Annotated in this window: 17 protein-coding genes; 4 read left to right on the top strand and 13 right to left on the bottom strand. The window is 42.8% G+C overall.

Translation table 11 applies throughout. The features are described from left to right. Window positions 1–233: 233 nt before the first annotated feature. The 6 genes from AAEY79_RS04670 to AAEY79_RS04645 all read right to left on the bottom strand — a co-directional run bounded on the left by AAEY79_RS04670 (window position 234) and on the right by AAEY79_RS04645 (window position 5,714). Window positions 234–1,211, bottom strand: coding sequence for a zinc-binding dehydrogenase (locus AAEY79_RS04670; RefSeq protein WP_201582655.1), 978 nt, complete (start codon window positions 1,209–1,211; stop codon window positions 234–236). A gap of 57 nt (window positions 1,212–1,268) precedes the next feature. Continuing rightward, the gene (locus tag AAEY79_RS04665) at window positions 1,269–2,210 is read right to left on the bottom strand and encodes an NADP-dependent oxidoreductase (RefSeq protein WP_350588024.1); all 942 of its coding nucleotides are present in this window, start codon (window positions 2,208–2,210) and stop codon (window positions 1,269–1,271) included. Between the two features lie 142 nt (window positions 2,211–2,352). Beyond that, window positions 2,353–3,030 (bottom strand): GDYXXLXY domain-containing protein, encoded by a 678-nt coding sequence (locus tag AAEY79_RS04660; protein ID WP_201578142.1) that lies wholly within the window; start codon window positions 3,028–3,030, stop codon window positions 2,353–2,355. Further along, window positions 3,027–4,217 (bottom strand): DUF4401 domain-containing protein, encoded by a 1,191-nt coding sequence (locus AAEY79_RS04655; protein ID WP_201567410.1) that lies wholly within the window; start codon window positions 4,215–4,217, stop codon window positions 3,027–3,029. The genes AAEY79_RS04660 and AAEY79_RS04655 overlap by 4 nt, the downstream gene beginning before the upstream one ends. Continuing rightward, window positions 4,214–5,365, bottom strand: a complete 1,152-nt coding sequence (locus AAEY79_RS04650) for a DUF2157 domain-containing protein (RefSeq protein WP_350588025.1) — start codon at window positions 5,363–5,365, stop codon at window positions 4,214–4,216. The genes AAEY79_RS04655 and AAEY79_RS04650 overlap by 4 nt, the downstream gene beginning before the upstream one ends. 94 nt (window positions 5,366–5,459) lie before the next feature. After that, window positions 5,460–5,714: a DUF2798 domain-containing protein gene (locus AAEY79_RS04645; RefSeq protein WP_025652927.1), complete on the bottom strand. Its 255-nt coding sequence runs from the start codon at window positions 5,712–5,714 to the stop codon at window positions 5,460–5,462. A gap of 280 nt (window positions 5,715–5,994) precedes the next feature. On the opposite strand from AAEY79_RS04645, the gene AAEY79_RS04640 reads away from it, so the two are divergent. After that, on the top strand, window positions 5,995–6,714 hold the full coding sequence (locus AAEY79_RS04640; protein WP_350588026.1) for an aspartate/glutamate racemase family protein: 720 nt from the start codon (window positions 5,995–5,997) through the stop codon (window positions 6,712–6,714). A gap of 43 nt (window positions 6,715–6,757) precedes the next feature. Here the strand turns inward: AAEY79_RS04640 and AAEY79_RS04635 are convergent, their stop codons facing one another. Beyond that, a complete protein-coding gene (locus AAEY79_RS04635) occupies window positions 6,758–8,290 on the bottom strand; it encodes an MATE family efflux transporter (RefSeq protein ID WP_173239026.1) in 1,533 nt (510 codons plus the stop codon). Window positions 8,291–8,878: 588 nt separating this feature from the next. Here AAEY79_RS04635 and AAEY79_RS04630 point away from each other — a divergent pair. Beyond that, the gene (locus AAEY79_RS04630; protein WP_201567404.1) at window positions 8,879–9,826 is read left to right on the top strand and encodes an alpha/beta hydrolase; all 948 of its coding nucleotides are present in this window, start codon (window positions 8,879–8,881) and stop codon (window positions 9,824–9,826) included. Window positions 9,827–9,926: 100 nt separating this feature from the next. Here the strand turns inward: AAEY79_RS04630 and AAEY79_RS04625 are convergent, their stop codons facing one another. The 5 genes from AAEY79_RS04625 to AAEY79_RS04605 all read right to left on the bottom strand — a co-directional run bounded on the left by AAEY79_RS04625 (window position 9,927) and on the right by AAEY79_RS04605 (window position 17,704). After that, window positions 9,927–10,970: a nitronate monooxygenase family protein gene (locus AAEY79_RS04625; RefSeq protein ID WP_201567402.1), complete on the bottom strand. Its 1,044-nt coding sequence runs from the start codon at window positions 10,968–10,970 to the stop codon at window positions 9,927–9,929. 156 nt (window positions 10,971–11,126) lie between these two features. After that, window positions 11,127–15,182 carry a hypothetical protein gene (locus tag AAEY79_RS04620; protein ID WP_352287437.1) on the bottom strand — a complete coding sequence of 1,352 codons (4,056 nt, stop codon included), beginning with the start codon at window positions 15,180–15,182 and terminating at the stop codon, window positions 11,127–11,129. Window positions 15,183–15,337: 155 nt separating this feature from the next. Next, the gene (locus tag AAEY79_RS04615) at window positions 15,338–15,880 is read right to left on the bottom strand and encodes an acyl-CoA thioesterase (RefSeq protein ID WP_352287434.1); all 543 of its coding nucleotides are present in this window, start codon (window positions 15,878–15,880) and stop codon (window positions 15,338–15,340) included. Window positions 15,881–15,920: 40 nt separating this feature from the next. Then, entirely contained in the window at window positions 15,921–16,979 is a 1,059-nt protein-coding gene (locus AAEY79_RS04610; protein ID WP_352287431.1) for an alpha/beta hydrolase, read from the bottom strand. A gap of 128 nt (window positions 16,980–17,107) precedes the next feature. Beyond that, complete coding sequence (locus tag AAEY79_RS04605; protein WP_173239020.1) at window positions 17,108–17,704, bottom strand: YigZ family protein; 597 nt, start codon at window positions 17,702–17,704, stop codon at window positions 17,108–17,110. A 246-nt stretch (window positions 17,705–17,950) separates the two neighbouring features. On the opposite strand from AAEY79_RS04605, the gene AAEY79_RS04600 reads away from it, so the two are divergent. Beyond that, entirely contained in the window at window positions 17,951–18,655 is a 705-nt protein-coding gene (locus tag AAEY79_RS04600) for a pseudouridine synthase (RefSeq protein WP_101211929.1), read from the top strand. 406 nt (window positions 18,656–19,061) lie between these two features. Further along, window positions 19,062–20,126, top strand: a complete 1,065-nt coding sequence (locus AAEY79_RS04595) for a thioredoxin fold domain-containing protein (protein ID WP_201582638.1) — start codon at window positions 19,062–19,064, stop codon at window positions 20,124–20,126. A 137-nt stretch (window positions 20,127–20,263) separates the two neighbouring features. Here AAEY79_RS04595 and AAEY79_RS04590 read toward each other — a convergent pair whose 3' ends face one another. Then, window positions 20,264–21,085 (bottom strand): PaaX family transcriptional regulator, encoded by an 822-nt coding sequence (locus AAEY79_RS04590; RefSeq protein WP_201567390.1) that lies wholly within the window; start codon window positions 21,083–21,085, stop codon window positions 20,264–20,266. Window positions 21,086–21,142: the final 57 nt, after the last annotated feature.

Below are 21,142 nucleotides of genomic sequence, written 5' to 3'. Positions count from 1 at the left end.
TAATCTTTAAATGATGGTGATTAATCACTCATCAACCTTAACAAGTAGGGCTTGATACCCGCAACCTGACTTTGGTAAATGAACGTTGCCCGCTGTTTATCAATATACTACTAGGTAAGTTATAAGCGGTAAGCTATAAAAAACTGTCATAAAAAATGGCAGCGCTCTCACTGTAAAGAACGCTGCCATTATCAATAAAAGTAAGGCTGGCTAAATGACAAGTTAACGACAGTTTAAGGTTTTAGCAGTACTTTACCTTTTTTGCCTGATTGCAATTCGCCATCGACTGCTTTGGTGATATCAGCCAAATCAAAAGTGGCCTCAACAGGTAGCTTTAATTTGCTATCGACCGCCCGTTCGATGAGTTCATTCACTAGGCGCTGCTTATGCTTCACGCTCATCTCTTGGCTGAGTTTGCTGCCCCAGAAGCCTTTCATGGTGGCTTGTTTAAAAATCATATCGGTAGGATTGATGGCCATGGGCTTACCTGACATCAGACCAAAAGAGGCCAAAGTACCATAATGACCCAACAAGGATAATAGCTCGCCACTGTTTTCACCGCCGACAGAATCAACCGCTGCACTGATTGCCTCATCACCGATGATATGACGGACTTGATCCTGCCAGTCTTCATCTGAGGTATTGATATTGTTTTTAATCCCCAATGCTTCCAATTCTTTTATTGCGTCACTATTGCGCACGACGTTAATGGTTTTGATACCGCGCGCCGCTGCCAGCATCGCAAGTGACTTGCCGACCGCGCCATTAGCAGCGTTATGGATGACCCACTGACCCGGTTGTAACTCTAGGAATTCAATCATCATTAGAGCGCTGAGCGGCATCGCGATAAGTTGCGCGGCCATCTCATCGTTCAGACTGTCGGGCACAGGAAATATCATGTTGGCTGAGGCGACGAAGTATTCCGCCCACGTCGCTTGTACGCTCGCCGCTGCCACACGCTGACCGACTTTTAAGCTTTTAACCTCACTGCCAACCGCATCGATAATGCCAACTGCCTCAGAGCCACCAATCGCTGGCAATTCTGGTTTAAAGCCATATTGACCGCGAATAGTGAGCAAGTCATGGTTATGAATAGAGGCGAGGATAGTTTTGACCCGTACCTCATTGGCTTTGGGTTCTGGAGTGGGACTGTCGCCTAAACTGAGGACTTCTGTTGGTTTGCCAAATTCGTTATAAGTTGCACTACGCATAATAAATCCTTTATTTATTGTTTATAAGTATTTTTAGATTAGTAACAGTTTGAAGGTTTAAACCTCAACCACCACCTTACCTACGGTACGATTGGTCTCGACTTGACGGTGTGCTTGTGCTAAATCGGTAAAGGCAAAGGTTTTGAATACGTGTGGTTTTAGTGTCCCTTTTTCCAGCATCTCTTTTAGCGTCTGCATATCATCGCCGTTTGAGGTCACGTTAAAAAACGCAATATCGATATCATGCTGCTTAGCATAGCTTTTTGCTTTATCGGAGAACTGCGGCGTCGGTAAAGAGATGATCGATTTACCATCCTTGGTGACTTGTAATGACTTCTCAAGCACGTCACCGCCAATAGCATCTAATACAAAATCTAGATCCGAGACCAGCTCTTCAAAATCCTGAGTTTCGTAATCGATATGCTCATCCGCACCTAACGATAATACAAAGTCTTTATTATCAGCAGAAGAGGTTGAGATAACGTAAGCGCCAATATCCTTGGCAATCTGTATCGCAAAGTGGCCAACCCCGCCAGAACCAGCATGAATGAGGACTTTATCACCCGCCTTTATCCTTGGGCTTAATACTTGTAGTGCGGTCAAAGCGGCGAGTGTGGTAGCGGCCGCTTCTGCAAAGGAAGTGCCATTAGGTATCTTGACTAAATGCTCAGCTGGCGCGGCAACATATTCGGCATAAGCATTGCCGTGACCAGGGAAATTGACGAGTCCGAAGACCTTGTCACCCACTTTAAAATTGGTAACGTCGTCTCCTATAGCAGTGACTACGCCTGCGATATCCCAACCTAAAATCAGCGGTCTGTCAGTGCCATAGACTTGATCGAGGAGCTTGGGCATCTCGCGTATTTTTACGTCGACGGGATTAATGCTAATAGCTTTGACTTCAATCAATAGCTCATTGGCTTTTGGCTTCGGCTTATCAACATTGCTCAAAATTAGGTTTTCAATACCGCCCGCTTTATGGAGAAGGTAGGCTTGCATAAGATGTTCCTTTATTATCGTTATAAGTAATAAAAATAAGTAGCAATTACCTTAGCAAATTGTCCTGAGGACTAACAAGGCAACTTTGGTTACCTGATGTTGTCACTGTTTGTAGGGATTAAACTTTGAGCATTTATTAGGTTTAATTATCAAAGGTTTTGTCATCATCAAAGACTTTTTCATTGTCAAAGCGATTAGTCTCGAAATTATTGGTCTCAAGGTCGTTAACTTCAGGCTTAATTACTTTAAACACTCCGTCCACCATATCTGTGAGTAGCGGTTCACCACTATCATTCACGCGAAACAAGCCATACTCTGCCACCTCAAACGCTTCAGCATGACCTTCTTGAAAGAAGAAAGCATTAGTCGCCAGCTTCAATTCGTTATTGCGCACGCGGTAGTAAAGCGCCATCTCATTAGCGGCTAAATCGCTCGGTATGACATTGACTAGACGGGTAAACGTACCGACGTTATTTTCATCCAAAGCGACAATGACGTAGCCTTCACTAGCGTTAATGTAGTATTCATTTTCTGGAAATTTTTCGTTTAATTCGTTGAGTACCTCACCTTCTAACGCATAGCGCAGGGTCATATAATCGCCTTGCATAAAGCCGCGCGGATCAACGGGCGCAAGCTCTAATAGCACGGTGTCGCCAGTAGCTAAATGGGTCTCAAACTTTGCGACATTAACGGTCATTATGACTAATATTATGATCAAACCCAGTAGCGCAACACCGATGGTAAATGTACGCTTTTGCCACCACGGTAGCGGCTTGGCTACAGACTTTTGCCCCAGCAATGGATTATTTATCTTGCTCATGACAAGCGCTCCTTCTCGTTAGCCACTGTCAGTGCTTCGCTACTCCTTTTACTAATCGCAAAATAACGTTTTATGAGTAACCAGCGCATCAATAGTAAACCGATACCGATGCTTAGCAGGGAGGCGGATTTGATCAATAAAGAGGTATCGAGCTGATAGTAATACCAAAATATATAGCCGACTAATGCTGTAATACCTAGCCCTAATAGCACGCGCTGACTGTTGGCAACCGCGATGACGATGATAAGGCTGGTCGTCAGCAATCCTGAGACATAGATCGACATAACGCCCAATATAGCAATGGCGAAAATAATGATGAACCCTGCTGCTGATAGCAGTTTGACTTGATAGCGCTTAAGGATAAGCAAAGCTGCATAAAGGCTGGCGAGCGTCAGTAAACCTTGTGCGAGGTAGTAGTTATAGCTAAAGGTGTCGCCATAACTATCAAGGCTGCCAAAGCTATCAGGGCTACCCCCATATTCAGCCGTGATAAAATACACCGAAACACTGAGCAACATCAAAGCGCTGGCGTAGGAGAGCGCTTTGCTAATATCCAAGGCCGCCGACCGCCATTTAACAGAAATGTGCTGTAATATTGAATAGCGCTGTAAGTTGGCAACGGCAGTCATAAGCGCCAGTAGCCCTAAGCTTAACTCGGGCAGGTGATAGAAGTTGAGTAGATAGATGACACAGCCCAGCGCTACCATAGCGCTTAATAGACGGTAAATAAAATTGGGCGTGACGATCGTCATAAATAGCTGTATAAGTAGCAAGATGACTACATTTACGGGTTGTTCAAGCTCATTAGTCAATAAGGCAAAGGCGATATACGCTTGACCAGCGACAGTAATCGCAAAGGCTAAGCTGTTCCAGAATGGGCTATGACGTAAATGGGCATTATAAAATAAAGACCAGCCAATAGCGCTCAATATGCTGCCAGTAAGCAATACTCCAATGATACTGTCAAAAATCTCAGTCTCAAATAATATCAACGTCAAAAACCCAATGAATAATAAACTGGCAAATATCCCACTAAAACCAAAAAGGATGTTGATAAACCAAGGGGTATGCTCTCCAGATTCAGTCTGGTTTAACAAGCTATCGTTCCCATTTTGCTTGTTAATTAATCCGTGCTGTTGTAATAGCAAAAGGCGACGACGTTGCTCATCGTTCATATCATTAGTCATAATTGCTCCCCTTTAACGATGGTATGGGGCACATTGTTTTCTTTTTTAAGACGTGCAACTTTGCGTAGCCAGACGACGGCATAGGAGCTCATACCGATCAGTACCAGCCCTAATAATAAAAAACCGCCAGCGTCAAAATCACTCAGCAGTGCTTTGCCTAAAATAAAGACAACAACCGCAATCACTGAGCCTGACAAGTAAGTCAACATCAGCAAATCAGTCGTACGCTTGCGGAAACGCCAATGCATAAATACACACCAACCTAGCCACAAGGAAACCGCGACTAAGAACAGCAGAATATTTTTATTATCAAAAAAGGTGCTTATCGTCAGATAAGTGATGGTATACGTACTGAGTAGACCGACGACATAGGTACTCCAATGTAGGCTGGATTTGGCGGCAGTGCTGGCAAGATTGAAGGTGTCTAATTTGCTATTGGTAGTGATATCAGTAGTAACGCTAGACAGGCTCAAGTCAGAAAGGCTTAAATTAGATGTCTTTAAATTAGAAAGTCCTGAACCACGTTTGTCTTCGAAGCAGATCAGCCATAAATAAAAAGCGATAAAATTAATGATAGTGATTGCAGTGAATTGCCAAAAATCTTGATAGTAGTAACCTATGCCAAAAAACAATGAGGTGTCGATATAAAATAAAGTTACAGCATTAATAAGCCCAAGCCACAGCAGCCAAAGCGCAGGGAAACGGGCGATGATGACCCAAGGCGTAATCAATACGGCCCAACCAAAGAACAGCTGCCACGTATCAGCGCCAGTCTGATACACCTGCCCAAACAGCGCTAATAAGCTACCGGTAATGATGCTAGCGATCAGCAATAACAACTGCCGAACAAAGGCAAAACGACGCCGAAAGGACAGCGCCACATACAGCGCGATAGTGATGACCAAAGCGCCTTCGACCAAAGCGAACTTGGCCAATTTGCCCATATATAGCCAGTTATAGGCAATAAAGAGCACAAGGGATAATACCAACGCTACCGCGCCGATAATCAATAGCGCTTTATCAAAAAACTGCAGCCATGTGCGCTTGCTGGGATAAACGTCTAAAAATAGTGCGGCGGTATCTGCCTTTTCTATGGGCAGTGTACCTTGGCTGAGCAACTGCTCGATTGTACGCCTTGATTGGGTCATAGCGCCCTCTATATAAAAATGGTATGGCTTATCTTAGCTGTTTTTATATGGTAGGGGTGGACTTAAGTTTTAAAATTCATCTTGCTCGTTTAATTCAATAAAACTCAATTCTACTCAACACATGCTCTTGCACTAGGTAGGCGCAGATATAAGCGCTGGGCCACGCAAAAATAAAGGCCAGCCCCCACGAGTGCAATAGCTCCGTAAAGAAACCATCTATAAAGCCTACTTTGACCAATATCAATGCCGTCGAGATAATGAGCGACATCATCAATGCCATGAGTCCAGTAAAAATTAGTCGATAGTACTTACGACGGGTACGTATCTTAAAGGTAGAGGTCTCTGCCATAATATTATGTAGTCCTACACAGTTAGCATCATGCTTAAATAGCTGAATCAGCATGATTTTTTGATGGAGTAAAGGGTTTTGTGCCACTTTATTAATTATTGGCGACTATCATATCGTGGGATGAGGCATTGGTAAAATCGTTATTACTCATCTTAAAGTTTGCCATATCTTAACGACTCTAGTTTTTTCTTGAGAAAGCATATTTTTGATAATTAGCATACTAAAGCCCGCTAGTTTTGCTAAGATAAAATCGATCACCACAAACCAATAAGGCAGTAAAATGACCGCTAAAAAGCAACGACACTCTCAACAAAAAACATTAGGCATCATCGGCGGTATGAGTTGGGAAAGTACCGAGAGCTATTATCGTCTGATTAATGAAGGGATAAAGGATAAGCTGAGCGGATTACATTCAGCAGATTTGCTCATACATAGCGTAGACTTTGGCCCCATTAATGAGCTGCAAGAGCAAGGAGCGTGGGAAGAGTTGGGCGTACTCATGGCTAATAGTGCCAAACGTTTACAAGCCGCAGATGCCCAAGGATTAATGATCGCCTCTAATACTATGCACAAGCTGTTTAATGCGGTGCAAGACGTGACCGACTTACCTTTGATTCATATCGCTGATGCCACTATTCAAGCAATTAAGGCGCAAGGTCTGACGAAAATTGCCTTACTGGGCACTCAGTTTACGATGACTGAGGATTTTTATAAGCAACGTTTGCTTGACGCAGGCTTACAAGTAGCGATACCAGAGAGTGATGCGCGTACAGAAGTGCATCGCATTATTAAGAACGAGCTTTGCGTAGGGGCATTCAAAGACAGCTCAAGAGCCTATTATATAAAGGTCATTGAGCAGTTAGCGGATGAAGGATGCGAAGGTGTGATTTTGGGCTGTACCGAGATTGGCTTGCTGATTAAACAAGCCGACAGCCCCATCCCTGTATTTGATACCACTGCTATTCATGCGGCAGCGGCAGTCAGGTTTTTACTTGGGTAATATTAAAGCCAGATCATCACTACTACGGTTTATTATGATTCGTTTAATCGCTACCCTGAAATTTTTGGCGCAAGCTTGCAACACTGAGTGAAGGTAAGCGCTTCCATGAAGTGGTCGGTGCCAGATCACGGCACGACGCCGAAGTGCCTATCTGAGCACGATAGCCCTCGCACCCTTGCGCGGCTTCTTCTTTTGACAAGTTTTCGCCTTTGCGCCAGCCACCGTATAGATATAATCCTGCCCCCATGACCGCGGTGGCTACCATACCTGCAGGGAATGATAACCAAAGCGCATCGGCACCCAGTAGTGGATACATGCCAAAAGCAAAACCAAGTCGCACAGGATACATCGAAATTACCATGACTAACAGTGGCCAGATCACATAGCCGTTGGCACGCATCGTGCCAAAGAACACTTGCGCTATCCCAAAAAAGAGAAAGCCCCACGTCGCCATGGTTTGGATATGCCGACCGACCGGCACCGCTGCACTGTCACTACCCAAAAACAAGCTTAAAATAGTTTTATCAAAAATAGTCAGTATCCCAATCATAGTGCCTGTCAATATCACGTTAAAGATAAGCCCCCAGCGGGTAATCCCTGCCACTCGGCTCCATTGATTGGCACCGATATTCTGAGCGACCATCGCACTAGCGGCGGCACTTAGCGCCATGGCGGGCATCTGCACGTAAGTCCAAAGTTGCTGGGTGGCGCTATAAGCAGCGGTCGTCTGTACGCCTTCGCGGTTGATGAGCGATAGCATGGTTAGCGCTGCCGTAGAGATGACGATCATCTGCAAACCCATCGGCAAGCCCTTGGAAAACATCGACTTTAAGATGCCAAGGTCTGCCCGCAAAAAGCGCAGCTCTGGCATACTGAGTGTCAGCACCGAACCACGCCAGTACATAGTGACGACCATACCGATAAGCGCTAACGTATTAGCAACTGCCGTTGCAACGGCTGAGCCAAAGATACCCCATTCAGGAAAAGGGCCTAAACCCAAAATAAGCGTCGGCGTCAAAATCAGATCAATCACGACCGACATCGCGATAAACCAAAGCGGCGTGGTGGAATCCCCCGTACCGCGCAGTGCCATCATCATCAGCGTAAAGGTTAGGGTGACGGGCATCGCAATAAAGATCATCCGCAGATAAGTCAAAGCAAGCTCAAAAGCAGTTGGCGGCGTACCGAGCAGATCGAGTAGCGTTGGGGCAAATATCCAGCCTATTGCTGATAACAATATACTGATTGGAATAATGCTCCCTAGCGCCGTCCCCATGGTACGCTTAACCTTAACGTCATCGTTTTGACCCATGGCTTGACCAATAAAAATAGTGGCCGCCATACCGAAACCAAACACGAATGAAATCATGATAAACATTAAGATATTGCCGTTCGCCGTTGCGGCAAGTGCCTCTTCCCCCAAAAACCGGCCGACCCAAACAGCATTGATCGAGCCGTTTAATGACTGTAGTGCCGAGGAGCCAAGGGTTGGCAAGGCAAACAGCAGCATGGTTTTGGCAATCGACCCCTCGGTAAGGTCACGCGATTTGTCAGTGGAAGTAATAGTGTCGCTCAATGTGCATCCTTTTGCGCCATCCAAATGGGCTTCGGTTGATGGTAAAAAAGAGTCCTAACAGAAGATTAAGTAGCTAATCTAATAGTAGGGTCTGTTGAACATTCAAATGTGGCACTGGCAGTGGTTATTTTTTAGACAATACGCAGTGAAATTTTTGACGCCTAGTCATTCTAGGTTAGATAATTTAGCCATGTATTGGCAAAAAATAGCCCTGCCCTGAAAGGCTGATACTAAAATCACCCCAAACGTTGTTGTAAACCTAGCTAAGGTCTCGACATTATTGTCGGTTTACGCCTGATTTGATAAAAGGTTTGGGACGATTTTAGCAATCAGCAGTCCTGATATTTGAATGTTCAACAGACCCTAATGAAATAAACGTTAATGTAATAAAAACGCTCATTATAAATGACAATGTGTGTGGCATCTTGATTAGAAAGGTAATCAGGGAAGCGGTAGTCTTGTTTATCAAATGCAAAGGGATAATGTTTTGACTGCAAAGTTATCAATTAAAAAATATAAGCATAAGTTTGCCGTTAGAATCATGGTCTACAAGACACTTTCATATTACCTCTTAATAAGGATGTTTCGATGCTATTAAAACGCTTAGGCCTTGCCGCTCTATTCAGTCTATCAGTGGTGGGTTGTACGACTGCCCCCAATTCTTTAGCGGTCAATACCACGCAAAAAATTATCCAGTATGAGCGCAATAAGTCAGATTTAGAAGTCAAATCGTTGACCCTAGCTTCTGGCGACAAAATGGTTTATGCCGAAAACGCGAATGTGACGGGCGAGCCGTTACTATTGATTCATGGCTTTGGCGGTAATAAAGATAACTTTACGCGCATCGCCAGTCAGCTAGAGGGCTATCATCTGATCATTCCTGATCTGCTGGGCTTTGGTGAGTCTAGCAAGCCTATGACCGCAGATTATCGCTCGGAGGCGCAGGCCACGCGTTTGCATGAGTTGCTGCAAGCCAAAGGTGTCGCGTCAAACATTCATGTCGGTGGCAATTCGATGGGCGGGGCGATCAGTGTCGCTTATGCGGCAAAGTACCCTAAAGACGTCAAAAGTCTATGGTTAGTGGACACAGCAGGGTTTTGGTCAGCAGGTATTTCTAAATCGCTAGAAGGCGCGACTTTAGAGAACAATCCGCTACTGGTCAATAACAAAGAAGACTTCTACAAAATGTTTGATTTTGTGATGTATAAGCCGCCTTACTTGCCTAAGTCTGTCAAAGCAGTATTTGCCCAAGAACGTATCGCTAATAAAGAGCTACACGCCAAAATCCTTGAGCAAATCGTCACAGATAGTGTCGAGGAACGTGCCAAAGTCATCGCGCAATATAATATTCCGACGCTAGTGGTTTGGGGTGATAAAGATCAAGTCATTAAGCCTGAAACGGTCAAGGTGATAAAAGAAATCATCCCACAATCACAGATTATTATGATGCCAGAAGTCGGTCATGTACCGATGGTCGAAGCGCTTGACCAAACAGCGGATGATTATAAAGCGTTTCGAAAAGGACTAAAGAAGTAGTTGTTTAGGTCAAAAATACTTGTTCTAAACCAAAAAAGAAACATCAGGTAGACTGGTGTTTCTTTTTTTTGGTTAGAATATTGTTTCTACATCAAGAAAACTAACACTCTTTTACCAGCCGCTCTAATAATTCAATCGTCCGTTCTTGTCTGACCAAAGCCACGCCTTGCCCTGCCCATAGAGACTGATATTCTGCATCTAGGTTTTGTTTCGCATGTGCACGTAAAACTTTGGTCATTGCATTTAATTGAGGGTAGGGCGGTAGTTCATACGCGCTTTCAAATTGAGCGAAGTCACGCAAATAATCGTTCAATAAACCGCGAGCCTGCTTACCTGAGAATAGTTGTGTTAAGCGCGTCTCGCTACTGCGTTTATTCTCGCTAGCGTCGAGCAATGCTTGTTTATAAGTGTCATTGATACCACATGTATCGGTGGTCAAAAACGCCGTGCCGATTTGCGCCAGTTCGGCACCGGCTGTTTGAATTGCTTTGATCGCTTGTCCCGTCATAATGCCACCAGCCGCGATTAACGGAATATCGGTGCAGGCACGCGTTTGACTTATTAGCGTCAATAATCCCAATGGATCGTTTTCACTTTGCGGCAACCAACCACCGCGATGCCCACCAGCCTCCACCCCTTGCACACATACCGCATCGACGCCAATCTCTGCCCATGCTTTCGCTTCCAATGGGTGATTGGCAGTACCGATGACACGTGTGCCTAAATCTTTTAAGCCTTGCACTTGCTCGGCGCTAATAATGCCAAAGGTAAAACTAGCGACAGGGACAGGATTGTCATAGAGCACTTTTAGCTGCTCTGCAAAGTTTGGCGCGGGGCGGTCAGGTAGCGCCATGTCTATATTGTTTTCTTGATAATAATCACTTAGCCAAGCAGGAATTGCGCTATCCAACGTAGTAGAATCATGCTCAGACAACACCATTAGATTGACCATAAAGGGGCGGTCGGTCAGCGATTTAAGGCTATTAATGTGATCATGCAAAACATCTGGTGCGGTCGTCCCACTCCCTAACGACCCCAGTCCACCAAAGTTACTGACAGTTGCTGCCAGCTCAGGGGTGGTTGCGCCTGCCATCGGTGCTTGCACGATGGGATGGATCAGATTAAGGGTATTCATTAAGGTCATGACTGGCGTCCTTTTTGTTTTGTTAGGTTTTTTATCTCACTTACTTTAACAGAGGTAAGCAATGAGTATGTTGGATAGTGTTTATTTAGTTGCTGAATATGGAGGTTGGTTTTGACTACAGTTTTGTAGTTAAGATAGTTGACTATGGATTTGTAGTTAAGTTGCTTCAATCGATAGATCCATCACAAACACATCGATACCTGTTTTGTATTTTTCTTCAATACGTAAAGTCAAGGTTTGTTGAAGCTCTTTAGCATTTTGTGTTTTTGGCTCTACAGTTTTATTGGTATGAAGTTTTTTATTTTTCTGAGGAACATCGCCAAAATAAAATATTAAATAAATGCCTTGTCCTTGAGACTGATACTCTTTGAGATATAAGTCGCCTAATTGGTCATTCATGGCTGTCCATAAATCATCGTGCCATTGTCCTTTGACTTCTATAGGTAACTGCATCTCACTACTATTGCAAACCAAATCAGCACGTTTATCATCTGGCATATCTTTTTCAGTATCTAGCCTGAAATGATAAGGTTCAATATAAGGTTTTAATAAATCAGCTAATCTATCTCTACAATAGTTTTCGCCATGAGGCTTTTTAGGATTTTTACTTTTGCCATCTTCATAGAACATTTTATAGCTGTCAAGTTCACTGGACTTAACCTTCTTTTGAATCTCATCAAGCAGTTCTAAAATTAAAGTCTTCAAGTCTTTGCAATTCTCAGGCGCTTTATTCTGAAAAACATTTAGTAAGTCAGAAAGCATAGGCGCTTGATAATTGGCATCTCTAATATTATTAGCTTGTTCTGCTAGTAAATTGGTAATGAAAAGTGTGTAACTTGAATGAACACATTTTTTGAGCATTCTAAGTTCTACTTGAGCTTCAAGAGTGGTTATATTGCTAATTTCTGTTAGACAGAAAGTAATAAAATTACTCGCATCGTAGGGGTGTCGACTTCCCGAGAAGCCACCAGTAGGCATATCAGTCTTAGGGAATGAATAACTAAAGCGATATGCAATCCAAGACAATAATGTGATGCTCATATTAAGGTTCTTGGTCAAACGTGACTCGTGATAGGTCGCTTTTAAATGCCAAAATAGTAATTTGGGGTATTGAGTACATTGTGAAAACTTCATAAAGATTTTTTCATCAATAAAGCTTAATAACGATATCCATCTATTATTCTCTTCAATACGCTCACCATTATCGTCATCTACCAACTGTGCTTTTTCGACAACTAAATCGCTTATTTTTATTAGTGCATTGTTATTGATAAGTGTATCGATAAACTGATTTCTTGCTTCACCATGAATTTTAGGGTAGGTATTTAATAAATCAGTAATGGTGTTGATTGAAAGCTCATCTACATTTTCACCATGAACCCAGTGCAAGCCTTTTATTAGCGCTCCATCGTTCTGAAATTGAGGAATAAACATTTCATCAATAATTGTCTTCTTTAAGCTTCTAGTAACTATTTCATATCTAATAGTCTCGCAAAGCTTAGGACATTCATTATCGTAAAATGTAAAACTTAAATATCGTTCATAATCTAGAATAACAGCGCAGGCTAAAATAGTATTATCAGATAAATCACTGAGTGTTTCGTTTCTCAAGAGACGACAATAAATTCCAGCTATCAAAACTGGCTCAATATGATAGCGTTTTTGAGTTGTTAGTTCGGATATAGTAGGAACTGAGTTATGTAGGCTTGCTTCAAACCCTTTTAATATAGAGTCAGTCAAACTATCTCCGAAAATATATTTAACTTTTTCAACTACTTGTACATCTTGAGGAATGTCATAGTCTGGGTACAGTAAAATATGAGCTGGATAATTACAAAATTTAGCGTCGCCTTTCTCTAATTCAGTCCTGTATGGCAATAAGTTGTTTTGAATTTTCTTAGATTTTAGCCTCTTATCTATTCTTCTACGACGGCTAGAGCGCTTATCTTTTATTTCCCAATCAAAAAGATAAAACTTCTTTTTGCTGTTCAGATAGTCTAAGAGTTTATTATGTTGTGCGTAAGGTAATGCAAGTCGATAAATTTCATCAGAGATAATACCCCTACCACAATAGAGACTTAAAAGGTGCTTCCATTTACTAATGTTATCTTCTATTACATCTTTCGCTTGTATGTGTATTAGTAGTTTTTCCACATCTTCCTTTGTTGGAATTAGAGAATACAATACAGTTTGATTAAATAAATAGAAATTAAAATGTTCACTTGAACGTCCCAAATAGTACTTCTGAATCTTTAGCTTTTCCTCTGGGTATCGTTGGAAGTAATCTATGAAAAAGTTAGATGTCTCTTCATCTGAACCGAAGGTATGGAACTTATTAAAGAGTGAAATACTTTCATAGAAAATAACGGTATCTATTTTTTGCTGACTTTCTGTTACATATCGCTGAATAAAACTTATAATTAAGCTATTGATATCTTTCACGGCTTCATGATTAAAATCAAACCTGCCAATAGCCAGAGAAATAATTTCTTTACGTAAGTTTTTTAGAAATGTAGAAATTCTATCAACTGGGTATTGTGAAAAATAGTATTCACTACCATTGCGAGGTACAAAACTTCTTTCTCGTTTCGCATCAGAAAGTCTGAAATTATAAGATTTCATAATTATTGAGATGACTTGTTCATCTGTAATTAAATCATAACCATATTTAATTGCGTACTCAAAAACTAACCTTAATGAAGAATGACTACCTTTTTCTATTAAAGGATTGAAATCGGTAAAGGTGTTAATCAAGCTGCTGGCATGAAGCAACATCAAAGAGTCAGAACGAGCAGAGTAAGGCCAGCCATCATCGTAAAATATTGCAAATAATTCATCAGCTAACTCTGCAATGAAGTCAGCATCTTGTAATGCCTCAAGTATAGTTGTTAAAAAATGAAAGTTGGCATCTTTATCGCTTAATAATTTCTTATATTTCTTGAGTAGTGAGCGACTAACCAATCCCTTAGCTTTAGTTTTTTTCCAATAATTATTTTTGCGAAACCAAGGGTTCTCTATAGTTAGCTTTTCCAAAGCATCAAACAGTAAAATACTATCATTATCTGAGAAGTAATTAGTATCGCCATACTCTATCAGCCCGTAAGGGTCAGTTTTGATTACAATTTCAGATAAATTAGGGTTAAAAGTAGGTAGCCATGCGAATAGCCCCCTCAATGACGCAATTATGCCACCATCGAAAACCAAATAAGAAAGGATATGACGTTTGATTCTAGGACTAGACATCGCTTTTGCTAGCCACTTAGCACCTAAATATTCTGCAATACTTCTATGCCATGGCTTAAACAGGTCAGCATCTACTGATTGAAATAATCGCGACTGTATGGTTGATTCTAACGTGTCATTACTTATAAGGTCAGTTAAAAAGTGAAGGCTTATTGCATCATCAGGTGTGCTGCCTGTCATACCTTTATAAATAGACTGTTTTCCTGCCAATAGGTAAATAGAAAAGATTAATCCTGCACATTCAATAACCTGATCTTGATGTAATAGCCCAAGTGCATTCTGTGCTTTCAAGTTTATCTCTTGCCATAATTTTTCAGTTGCCAATTCAAATAGCTTAGCCTTCGTTTTGGGTACAGGATTAACTGAAAAATCAATTGCTACTAACAAAGCTAAATTTCTTGGATTTTCATAAAAAGAGGATAAGCTGTTTTCTTCTAGTTGATGGATAAGCTGAGAGACATTTTCTGAAGATAAACCTTGCGATTGCAAGAACTGCTGAGCATCTTCTCTAGATAAGTTTTTTAAGTTCGCAGTTAATATGTTTTTGTAGTCATTTTGAATTTCGTTTTTATTACTACTATTCCATTCAATACTTCGACAAGTTAATATAAATTTTGGATATCCTAGCTTAGCAAGTTTGTTTAAAACACTATTAATACTACTACTATCTTTAGTAGAAAGTATCTCGTCAAACCCATCTATTAATAAAATTTGGTTTGACTGAATGTTTAGTCTTTCGACTGATTTTTGAATCAAATCCGAAGCACTTAAAAACTTAGTTATATACTTAGAAGATTCAGCTAATTTTTCCATCAACAAAGTCTTGCCCATGCCTGCATCAGCAAGAAGGACAATAGTATTAGATACAGATAAGTCTAGCAATTGTGAATCTTCAATTACTTCAGTTTTAGGTTTTCCGCTCTCATCCTGAGTTTGGTAGTCGAGCTTTCTGGTAATATAGTTCTGCATTTATTGTTGTTCTATCGACATTAGATGTGTCTAATCTATCACTAATATTTTAGGATTAGCAAATGACTTAGTGTATAGAGAATTTACTAACATTAATTTAATAAAAAACCGTAGAAATATTTCGTTTCCGCAGTTTATAACATTTTTTTTATACCTCAACCCATCGGTGGCCAACGATGTTCCTTATCGCCCTCTATCCAAGCTTGAATCCACGGTTCAGTGGGCTTATTCCATTCCGTTTGACCTAATGCTTCTAACACTCTTGCCGTCTCGATAACTTTGCCGCCCTCCGTCACGCCAGTGCGTAACAGTACAGAGGAGCAGGGCTTGCCCTTGACCCACATCGAATGGTCAAGATATAACCAACGCTCATCAATACCGACCAGCTGGGTTTTTATCGTGACTTTGTCAAATAAGCGAATACGCTTACGGTACTGGATAGTACTGCCCGCGACTACCATACCCCAACGATGTTTGAACAACTGCTTGCCAAGACCTGTACGAATAATAAAATCAGTACGCCCTATATCATACACCGTTAATACTCGCCCATTATTCATCTCAATCATGGGATCAATATCTGTGAGGCTACAGCGGATCATGACTTCACTGACCTGAGTAAAGTTTAAAGACTTGCCTTTTTTATTAGCGACAACCGCATCAATGATAGCCTTGGTATAGCGTAGGTAGGGATACATAATATACTCTCAAAAATTTAGAGGAACAGGCTATCTGAGCCTAGCGTTTATTAGAACCAACACCAATAGCTTCAAAATAAGCACTGACGGTTTCGGGTATCCAATTGATATCAAATTTCGACTTTTTACCGTTAATCTTATTAGCGTTAACCAATCTTTTCGTTGAAGAGTAGCGCAGATAGCCGATATGCCCGCCGTGATCGGTATCGATGATAGTGACGCTATCAGAGACATCATTTGGCGTCGCGGTAAAGCCGATAAAAGGATCGTCTTTGGCACTGATTAATAATAACGGCTTGGTCACATTAATCAAATAAGGGAGGGCAGAGGAAGATTGGTAATAGTGATTGTTGGAGCGGTAGCCATGACGCGGTGCGGTAAAGATGTCATCAAAGTCGCTGATACGATTGACCGCTTTGATGGCATCGATTTCTTCTTTGGTGATGTCGTTTGCCAGTGCTTTTTTGATGATAGGATTGAGTAGATATGGCGTATAAATACGATGGCTCAGAAAGCTGTGCATATTGAGCGCCGCCGATGACATATCGACAGGCGCAGAGATAACGGCTGCACCCTTGCAGATGGCTTTATCCCCATATTCGCCCATGTATTTTGCCAAGGCATTGCCACCTAGTGACACCCCAGCCGCATAAATATTGGCATATCGCTCGCTGAGGTTTTGTAGCGCGTGATGCACTTCATCGGTGTCACCGGCATTATAAAAGACTCGACCATTAGCAGGAATACCGCCACAACTACGAAAGTGCGCCACCACAAAGTGCCAGCCTTGCGCGTGCATTTGATACGCCAATACCCGTGCATAATGGCTGTCGCTACTGCCTTCCATCCCATGAAACAAGACGATTAAAGGTGTTTGTTCACGCTCATCATTTTCGATGGCTTTTACAGGGTGCGCATCATAAAAGTCATAAGCAATATCAGTCTCACCTAGAGAGTCTTGCATCACCATCCGACGATACGTCGGTGCTGCTGGTGCAAAAAACTTGGGCAAGATACTTTGCAGATGCGGGTTAGAGAGCCAAAATGGCGGCTTAAAAGGCGTGGGGTTGAAATGGTCGGGGAGGTTGTAGGTTTGCATGGCGTGATCTTATCGTTAGTGTTGAGAGTAAGCGTATAATACCGATAGATATATTGAAAACCAAAGACTTTCAGTGAACGCATGGTTACTCAAATTTTTGATGGCTTTTTGATGGTTTGAGGTTGAATTCATGTTTCATCCAATACCCGCCCATCCATCGCAAGGCGTTCTTTTAAAGTCTCAATATCTGCCTCAGCAAGCGTCACGGTCAAGGTGACTTGCTTACTGTAAGCGACCTCATCAATACGACCGTTTAGACTCTCAACCACATAGCGGCATTGCGCTTCGGTCGCAAATTCTGCGAGTATTTGCACTCGGCTCATGGCTACATAAGGGCTTAAAATCATCTGGTCGACCGCCGCTTGCGCAGAACCTGCATAGGCACGGGTCAGACCGCCAGCGCCCAGTTTAATCCCGCCAAAATAACGCACCACAATGATGATGACGTTGCCAATAGATTTGTGTTGTAAGACATTTAATATCGGACGTCCTGCGGTACCACTCGGCTCGCCATCGTCGTCAAATCCAGCGCTGGTGGTATTATCAGGGTCACCAATGATATAGGCCCAGCAGTAGTGACGGGCATCGGCATATTTCTCACGTAGTTGTTCCACGTGAAACATTGCTTGCTCACGTGAGTGCACCGGATACGCATAAGCGATAAAATCAGATTTTTTGATTTCTAGGCGGGCAGTGACGGCACGTTTTAGCGTTTGATAGCTCATATTTCATCAGGTCTAGGTAGGATATGGTAAACTTGTCTAACTTTCACTGTTGTCCATATTTGGCGCAGTGTTCATTTAATTTTTCATTATAGTACCATTTCTCACGCTTAAAGATAACGAGCGAGTCGCGCCTAAGTGCTAATCTAGTAGCCTTGGCGCGGCGGATAGAATTAGCGATTTCGTTAAGTTCATTCCGTTAGCGGCAGAGTTGGGAGTGGTAACATAACACTGATGGTAGTCAATCGTATGCGTTTAGATAAATTTATTAGTAAGGCCACTGAGCTGTCGCGCAAAGAATCCAAAAAGATTATGCACGCGGGTGAAATCACGGTCAATGATCAGATAATCAAAGATCCTGGCGTCCATGTCGATATCGTCAACGATGATGTCATGTGGGCAGGCGAGCCACTATCGGTCGCGGCGGGCAATCGCTATATACTCCTGCATAAGCCTGAAGGTTTTGAATGTACCTTAAAAGTTAAAGAACATCCTATCGTCACCGAGCTGATTTCGGTACCAGAACTGGGTAGCTTACGTATTGCGGGTCGCCTCGATGTCGATACGACTGGTGCGTTGCTCATCAGTGATGATGGCAAATGGTTGCACCGTGTCACCAGCCCTAAACATGCCCATGCCAAGATTTATGAGCTGACCTTGGCTGAAGCGATGGACAGCGACGCTCAAGCCAATGCTGTTAAAAAAGTGGCTGAAGGTATCTTATTAGAAGGCGAACATGAAGAAACCAAGCCTGCGGTTCTTGAGTTCATCGATGAGACTCATGCGCGTTTAACTTTAGAGCAGGGCAAGTATCACCAAGTAAAACGTATGATGGGTTATTTTGGTAATAGAGTGACTGAGCTGCATCGCGCCAGTATTGGTCATATCACTTTAGACGGTTTGGAAAAAGGCGATAGTCGCTTCTTAACCGAAGAAGAAGTCGCCAAATTCTAAATTTTCGCCTTATTGAACCCTAAAATAATTTGTGAAAATAAGATTTAACATGAGCAGCCACTATTAAAGTGCGCTGCTTTTTGCTGCCTGTTATGTCTGTCTGCTATCGTCAATACTGAATAAAATAGATAAAAGATATAACGCACGAAGCTGGTACAAATTTCTTGGGCTTGCTGTGCCTACGCCGACAGACCCTAACTTATCTATATTTGTATTGCCTGTCTCTTAAAGCTCAGTAGCAATTTTGCAAATTTGGCCTTTTAATCGCTGTCAAAGTTAGCGCATATGCTAAAGTCCCGTTATCTTTTTAATCTATTTTTTTGCATAATGAAGTGGATGCTTGTTAGAGAAACTTGCCGAACACGTCTGTTAAAACACTTCTTTTATAACAAATAGGACTGTCTCCGTGAAACAACTTGTATTAAAGTCTGCTGGTTTGATGAGCGCGATACTATTGGCGACGACAGCCTGTGCCCAGCCGAGTGCCACTGATGCCATTAATAACAAACTCAGCTCAAGCGTGCAAACCACGCCAGCCGCTGGTACGGTAGGCCAGTCGGTGGACAAGCGCTTACGCCAGTTACTAACGCAAGCAGGGATTAAGACACAGATAACCTCGATTGTGCCTTCTAAGTTGCCTAATATGTATCAAGTCAACCTAGTAGGGCAGCTACCACTGCATATCACTAAGGATGGCAATTATGTCATCCAAGGCGAGCTACAGAAAAACCCCAGCAAGCGGGTCGTGACAAAAACGCCAGTCCGTAGTAATCGTGACCAAATAGGCAAGCCGGTCAGTGCTACCGTCAAGTCATCGCTACTCGCCAATATGAGTGCGCTGAAAAATATGAGCGCTAAAACACCTTTCTTTTATACGGCAGTGCCGGGCGTTATCTGGGGAGCAACGTTAGAAGGGGTGCCTTTCTTGCTATCGGACGATGCGCAATACATCACTGACAGTGAGATATCCGTCATCGAAAACGGTCAATTTATCGGACTTGATGAAGCGTTTGAAATGCGCAAAAATCAATCAGTATTCGTGGCTTTAGATGAGTCGCAATTGATTACTTATCCCGCTATCAGCGCAGAAAAAGCCATTATTTATGTGGCTACCGATGTCAATTGCCCTTATTGCCGTAAGCTACATCAACAATTTCCTATGCTCAATACCAAAGGTGTCACAGTAAAAACCATCGCTTATCCGATATATGAACAGTCACCTGCGCAAATGCGTGCCATTTGGTGCCAAGCTGATAAGGACAGCCGCCGCAAAGCCCTTGATAAAGCCATGTTAATTGGGAAAATGACGCCAGCCGCTGCCAGCTGTAATGTTGATTACGTGACGCCCAATCGCGAAAAAGCGGCGGGACTGGCAGTGATGGCCACGCCTGCTATTTATCGTGAAGATGGCGTCCTCTATCAAGCGAGCTTTGAGAGTCCAGAGTTTTTAGAATTTCTAGGTATTAAATAACCTTTGGGCATTAAATAATTTATCGTCTGTCCACTATAAAACTGCCACAAAATCAAACTCGCCAGCCATACTCATGTATCGCGTACACTCGGCTGGCTTGTCTCGATTTTAAAATATCACTTTTAAAACGACCCTTTTCATAAATTACTTTCCTTAAAAAACGCATACCACAGGCGGCGACCTTCATTATTGAAGCGTCTGACGGTAGCAAAGAACTGTTGCCGTTCGGTCTCATTGACCAGCGGTGCGGGCAGCAGCGGATCAAAAATTACGCTGCGGATACCGGCATCACCGAGCAGATAGACGTCACGCAAGGCAGCCTCACGTGGTAGCTTATCTTTGGTGGCCAACCAGTCATTCAATCGTTGTGAGATTTCTTTATAGCTTGCTTCCAGCTGCATATCAGACCAAAGTGATAAGGCTTTTTCCTGTCGAACGCTATCAAAGACGCTGGCTTTAAAAACGGCAGCTTCCTCTCCCAAGCCGAGATCTAACAGTCGTGCGCGTACGGTATCGACGCCGCCCGATAGATTGTTGGGGCGCAGATAAAGACCGGTATCTAGCTCTCGAAAGCCTAACAAGGAGAGCGCGCGTGCACGGGCACGGAGCACTTTACGGTCGCTACGTGGTAGACCGCCCGTGGTAACGGCGATCCATGTGCTGTCCCATTCTGTCACACGTTGATCCACCGTAGACCATGCCGCTACATCAGCACCCAGTTTTTGCCCTTTAGCACCCAATCGATAAATAGCAGCATCGACTGCCTCGACCAGCCCTGCTTGCGTCAACCGCGCCATGGTCACGCGCACGCTATTTTCGGTCATATCAAATAGTGCACCTGCGCGAACGGCCTCAGCAACCGTCAAGGTTTTCCCATCCGCCACAGTTAGCAGTCGCAGCACAAGAAGGCGCGGCGTTGGCCAAGATGTATTACAGTTTTTGACAAAATATGATTCCATATGTAATATTAACATCGTACTATAGAGAGGACAAGGCAAGACGGCCTATCAAACAAG

This window comes from Psychrobacter sp. GW64-MNA-CIBAN-0177, assembly GCF_040309585.1.
Classification (GTDB): domain Bacteria; phylum Pseudomonadota; class Gammaproteobacteria; order Pseudomonadales; family Moraxellaceae; genus Psychrobacter; species Psychrobacter okhotskensis.
The sequence above is the reverse complement of the archived record's forward strand: the minus strand, read 5'-3'. Positions and strand labels throughout refer to the sequence as shown.

What these genes read in the sequence shown, in the direction of transcription:
- AAEY79_RS04670 (WP_201582655.1), bottom strand. Translation starts at nt 1,211, where the DNA reads ATGCGTAGTGCAACTTATAACGAATTTGGCAAACCAACAGAAGTCCTC.
- AAEY79_RS04665 (WP_350588024.1), bottom strand. Translation starts at nt 2,210, where the DNA reads ATGCAAGCCTACCTTCTCCATAAAGCGGGCGGTATTGAAAACCTAATT.
- AAEY79_RS04660 (WP_201578142.1), bottom strand. Translation starts at nt 3,030, where the DNA reads ATGAGCAAGATAAATAATCCATTGCTGGGGCAAAAGTCTGTAGCCAAG.
- AAEY79_RS04655 (WP_201567410.1), bottom strand. Translation starts at nt 4,217, where the DNA reads ATGACTAATGATATGAACGATGAGCAACGTCGTCGCCTTTTGCTATTA.
- AAEY79_RS04650 (WP_350588025.1), bottom strand. Translation starts at nt 5,365, where the DNA reads ATGACCCAATCAAGGCGTACAATCGAGCAGTTGCTCAGCCAAGGTACA.
- AAEY79_RS04645 (WP_025652927.1), bottom strand. Translation starts at nt 5,714, where the DNA reads ATGGCAGAGACCTCTACCTTTAAGATACGTACCCGTCGTAAGTACTAT.
- AAEY79_RS04640 (WP_350588026.1), top strand. Translation starts at nt 5,995, where the DNA reads ATGACCGCTAAAAAGCAACGACACTCTCAACAAAAAACATTAGGCATC.
- AAEY79_RS04630 (WP_201567404.1), top strand. Translation starts at nt 8,879, where the DNA reads ATGCTATTAAAACGCTTAGGCCTTGCCGCTCTATTCAGTCTATCAGTG.
- AAEY79_RS04625 (WP_201567402.1), bottom strand. Translation starts at nt 10,970, where the DNA reads ATGACCTTAATGAATACCCTTAATCTGATCCATCCCATCGTGCAAGCA.
- AAEY79_RS04620 (WP_352287437.1), bottom strand. Translation starts at nt 15,182, where the DNA reads ATGCAGAACTATATTACCAGAAAGCTCGACTACCAAACTCAGGATGAG.
- AAEY79_RS04615 (WP_352287434.1), bottom strand. Translation starts at nt 15,880, where the DNA reads ATGTATCCCTACCTACGCTATACCAAGGCTATCATTGATGCGGTTGTC.
- AAEY79_RS04610 (WP_352287431.1), bottom strand. Translation starts at nt 16,979, where the DNA reads ATGCAAACCTACAACCTCCCCGACCATTTCAACCCCACGCCTTTTAAG.
- AAEY79_RS04605 (WP_173239020.1), bottom strand. Translation starts at nt 17,704, where the DNA reads ATGAGCTATCAAACGCTAAAACGTGCCGTCACTGCCCGCCTAGAAATC.
- AAEY79_RS04600 (WP_101211929.1), top strand. Translation starts at nt 17,951, where the DNA reads ATGCGTTTAGATAAATTTATTAGTAAGGCCACTGAGCTGTCGCGCAAA.
- AAEY79_RS04590 (WP_201567390.1), bottom strand. Translation starts at nt 21,085, where the DNA reads ATGGAATCATATTTTGTCAAAAACTGTAATACATCTTGGCCAACGCCG.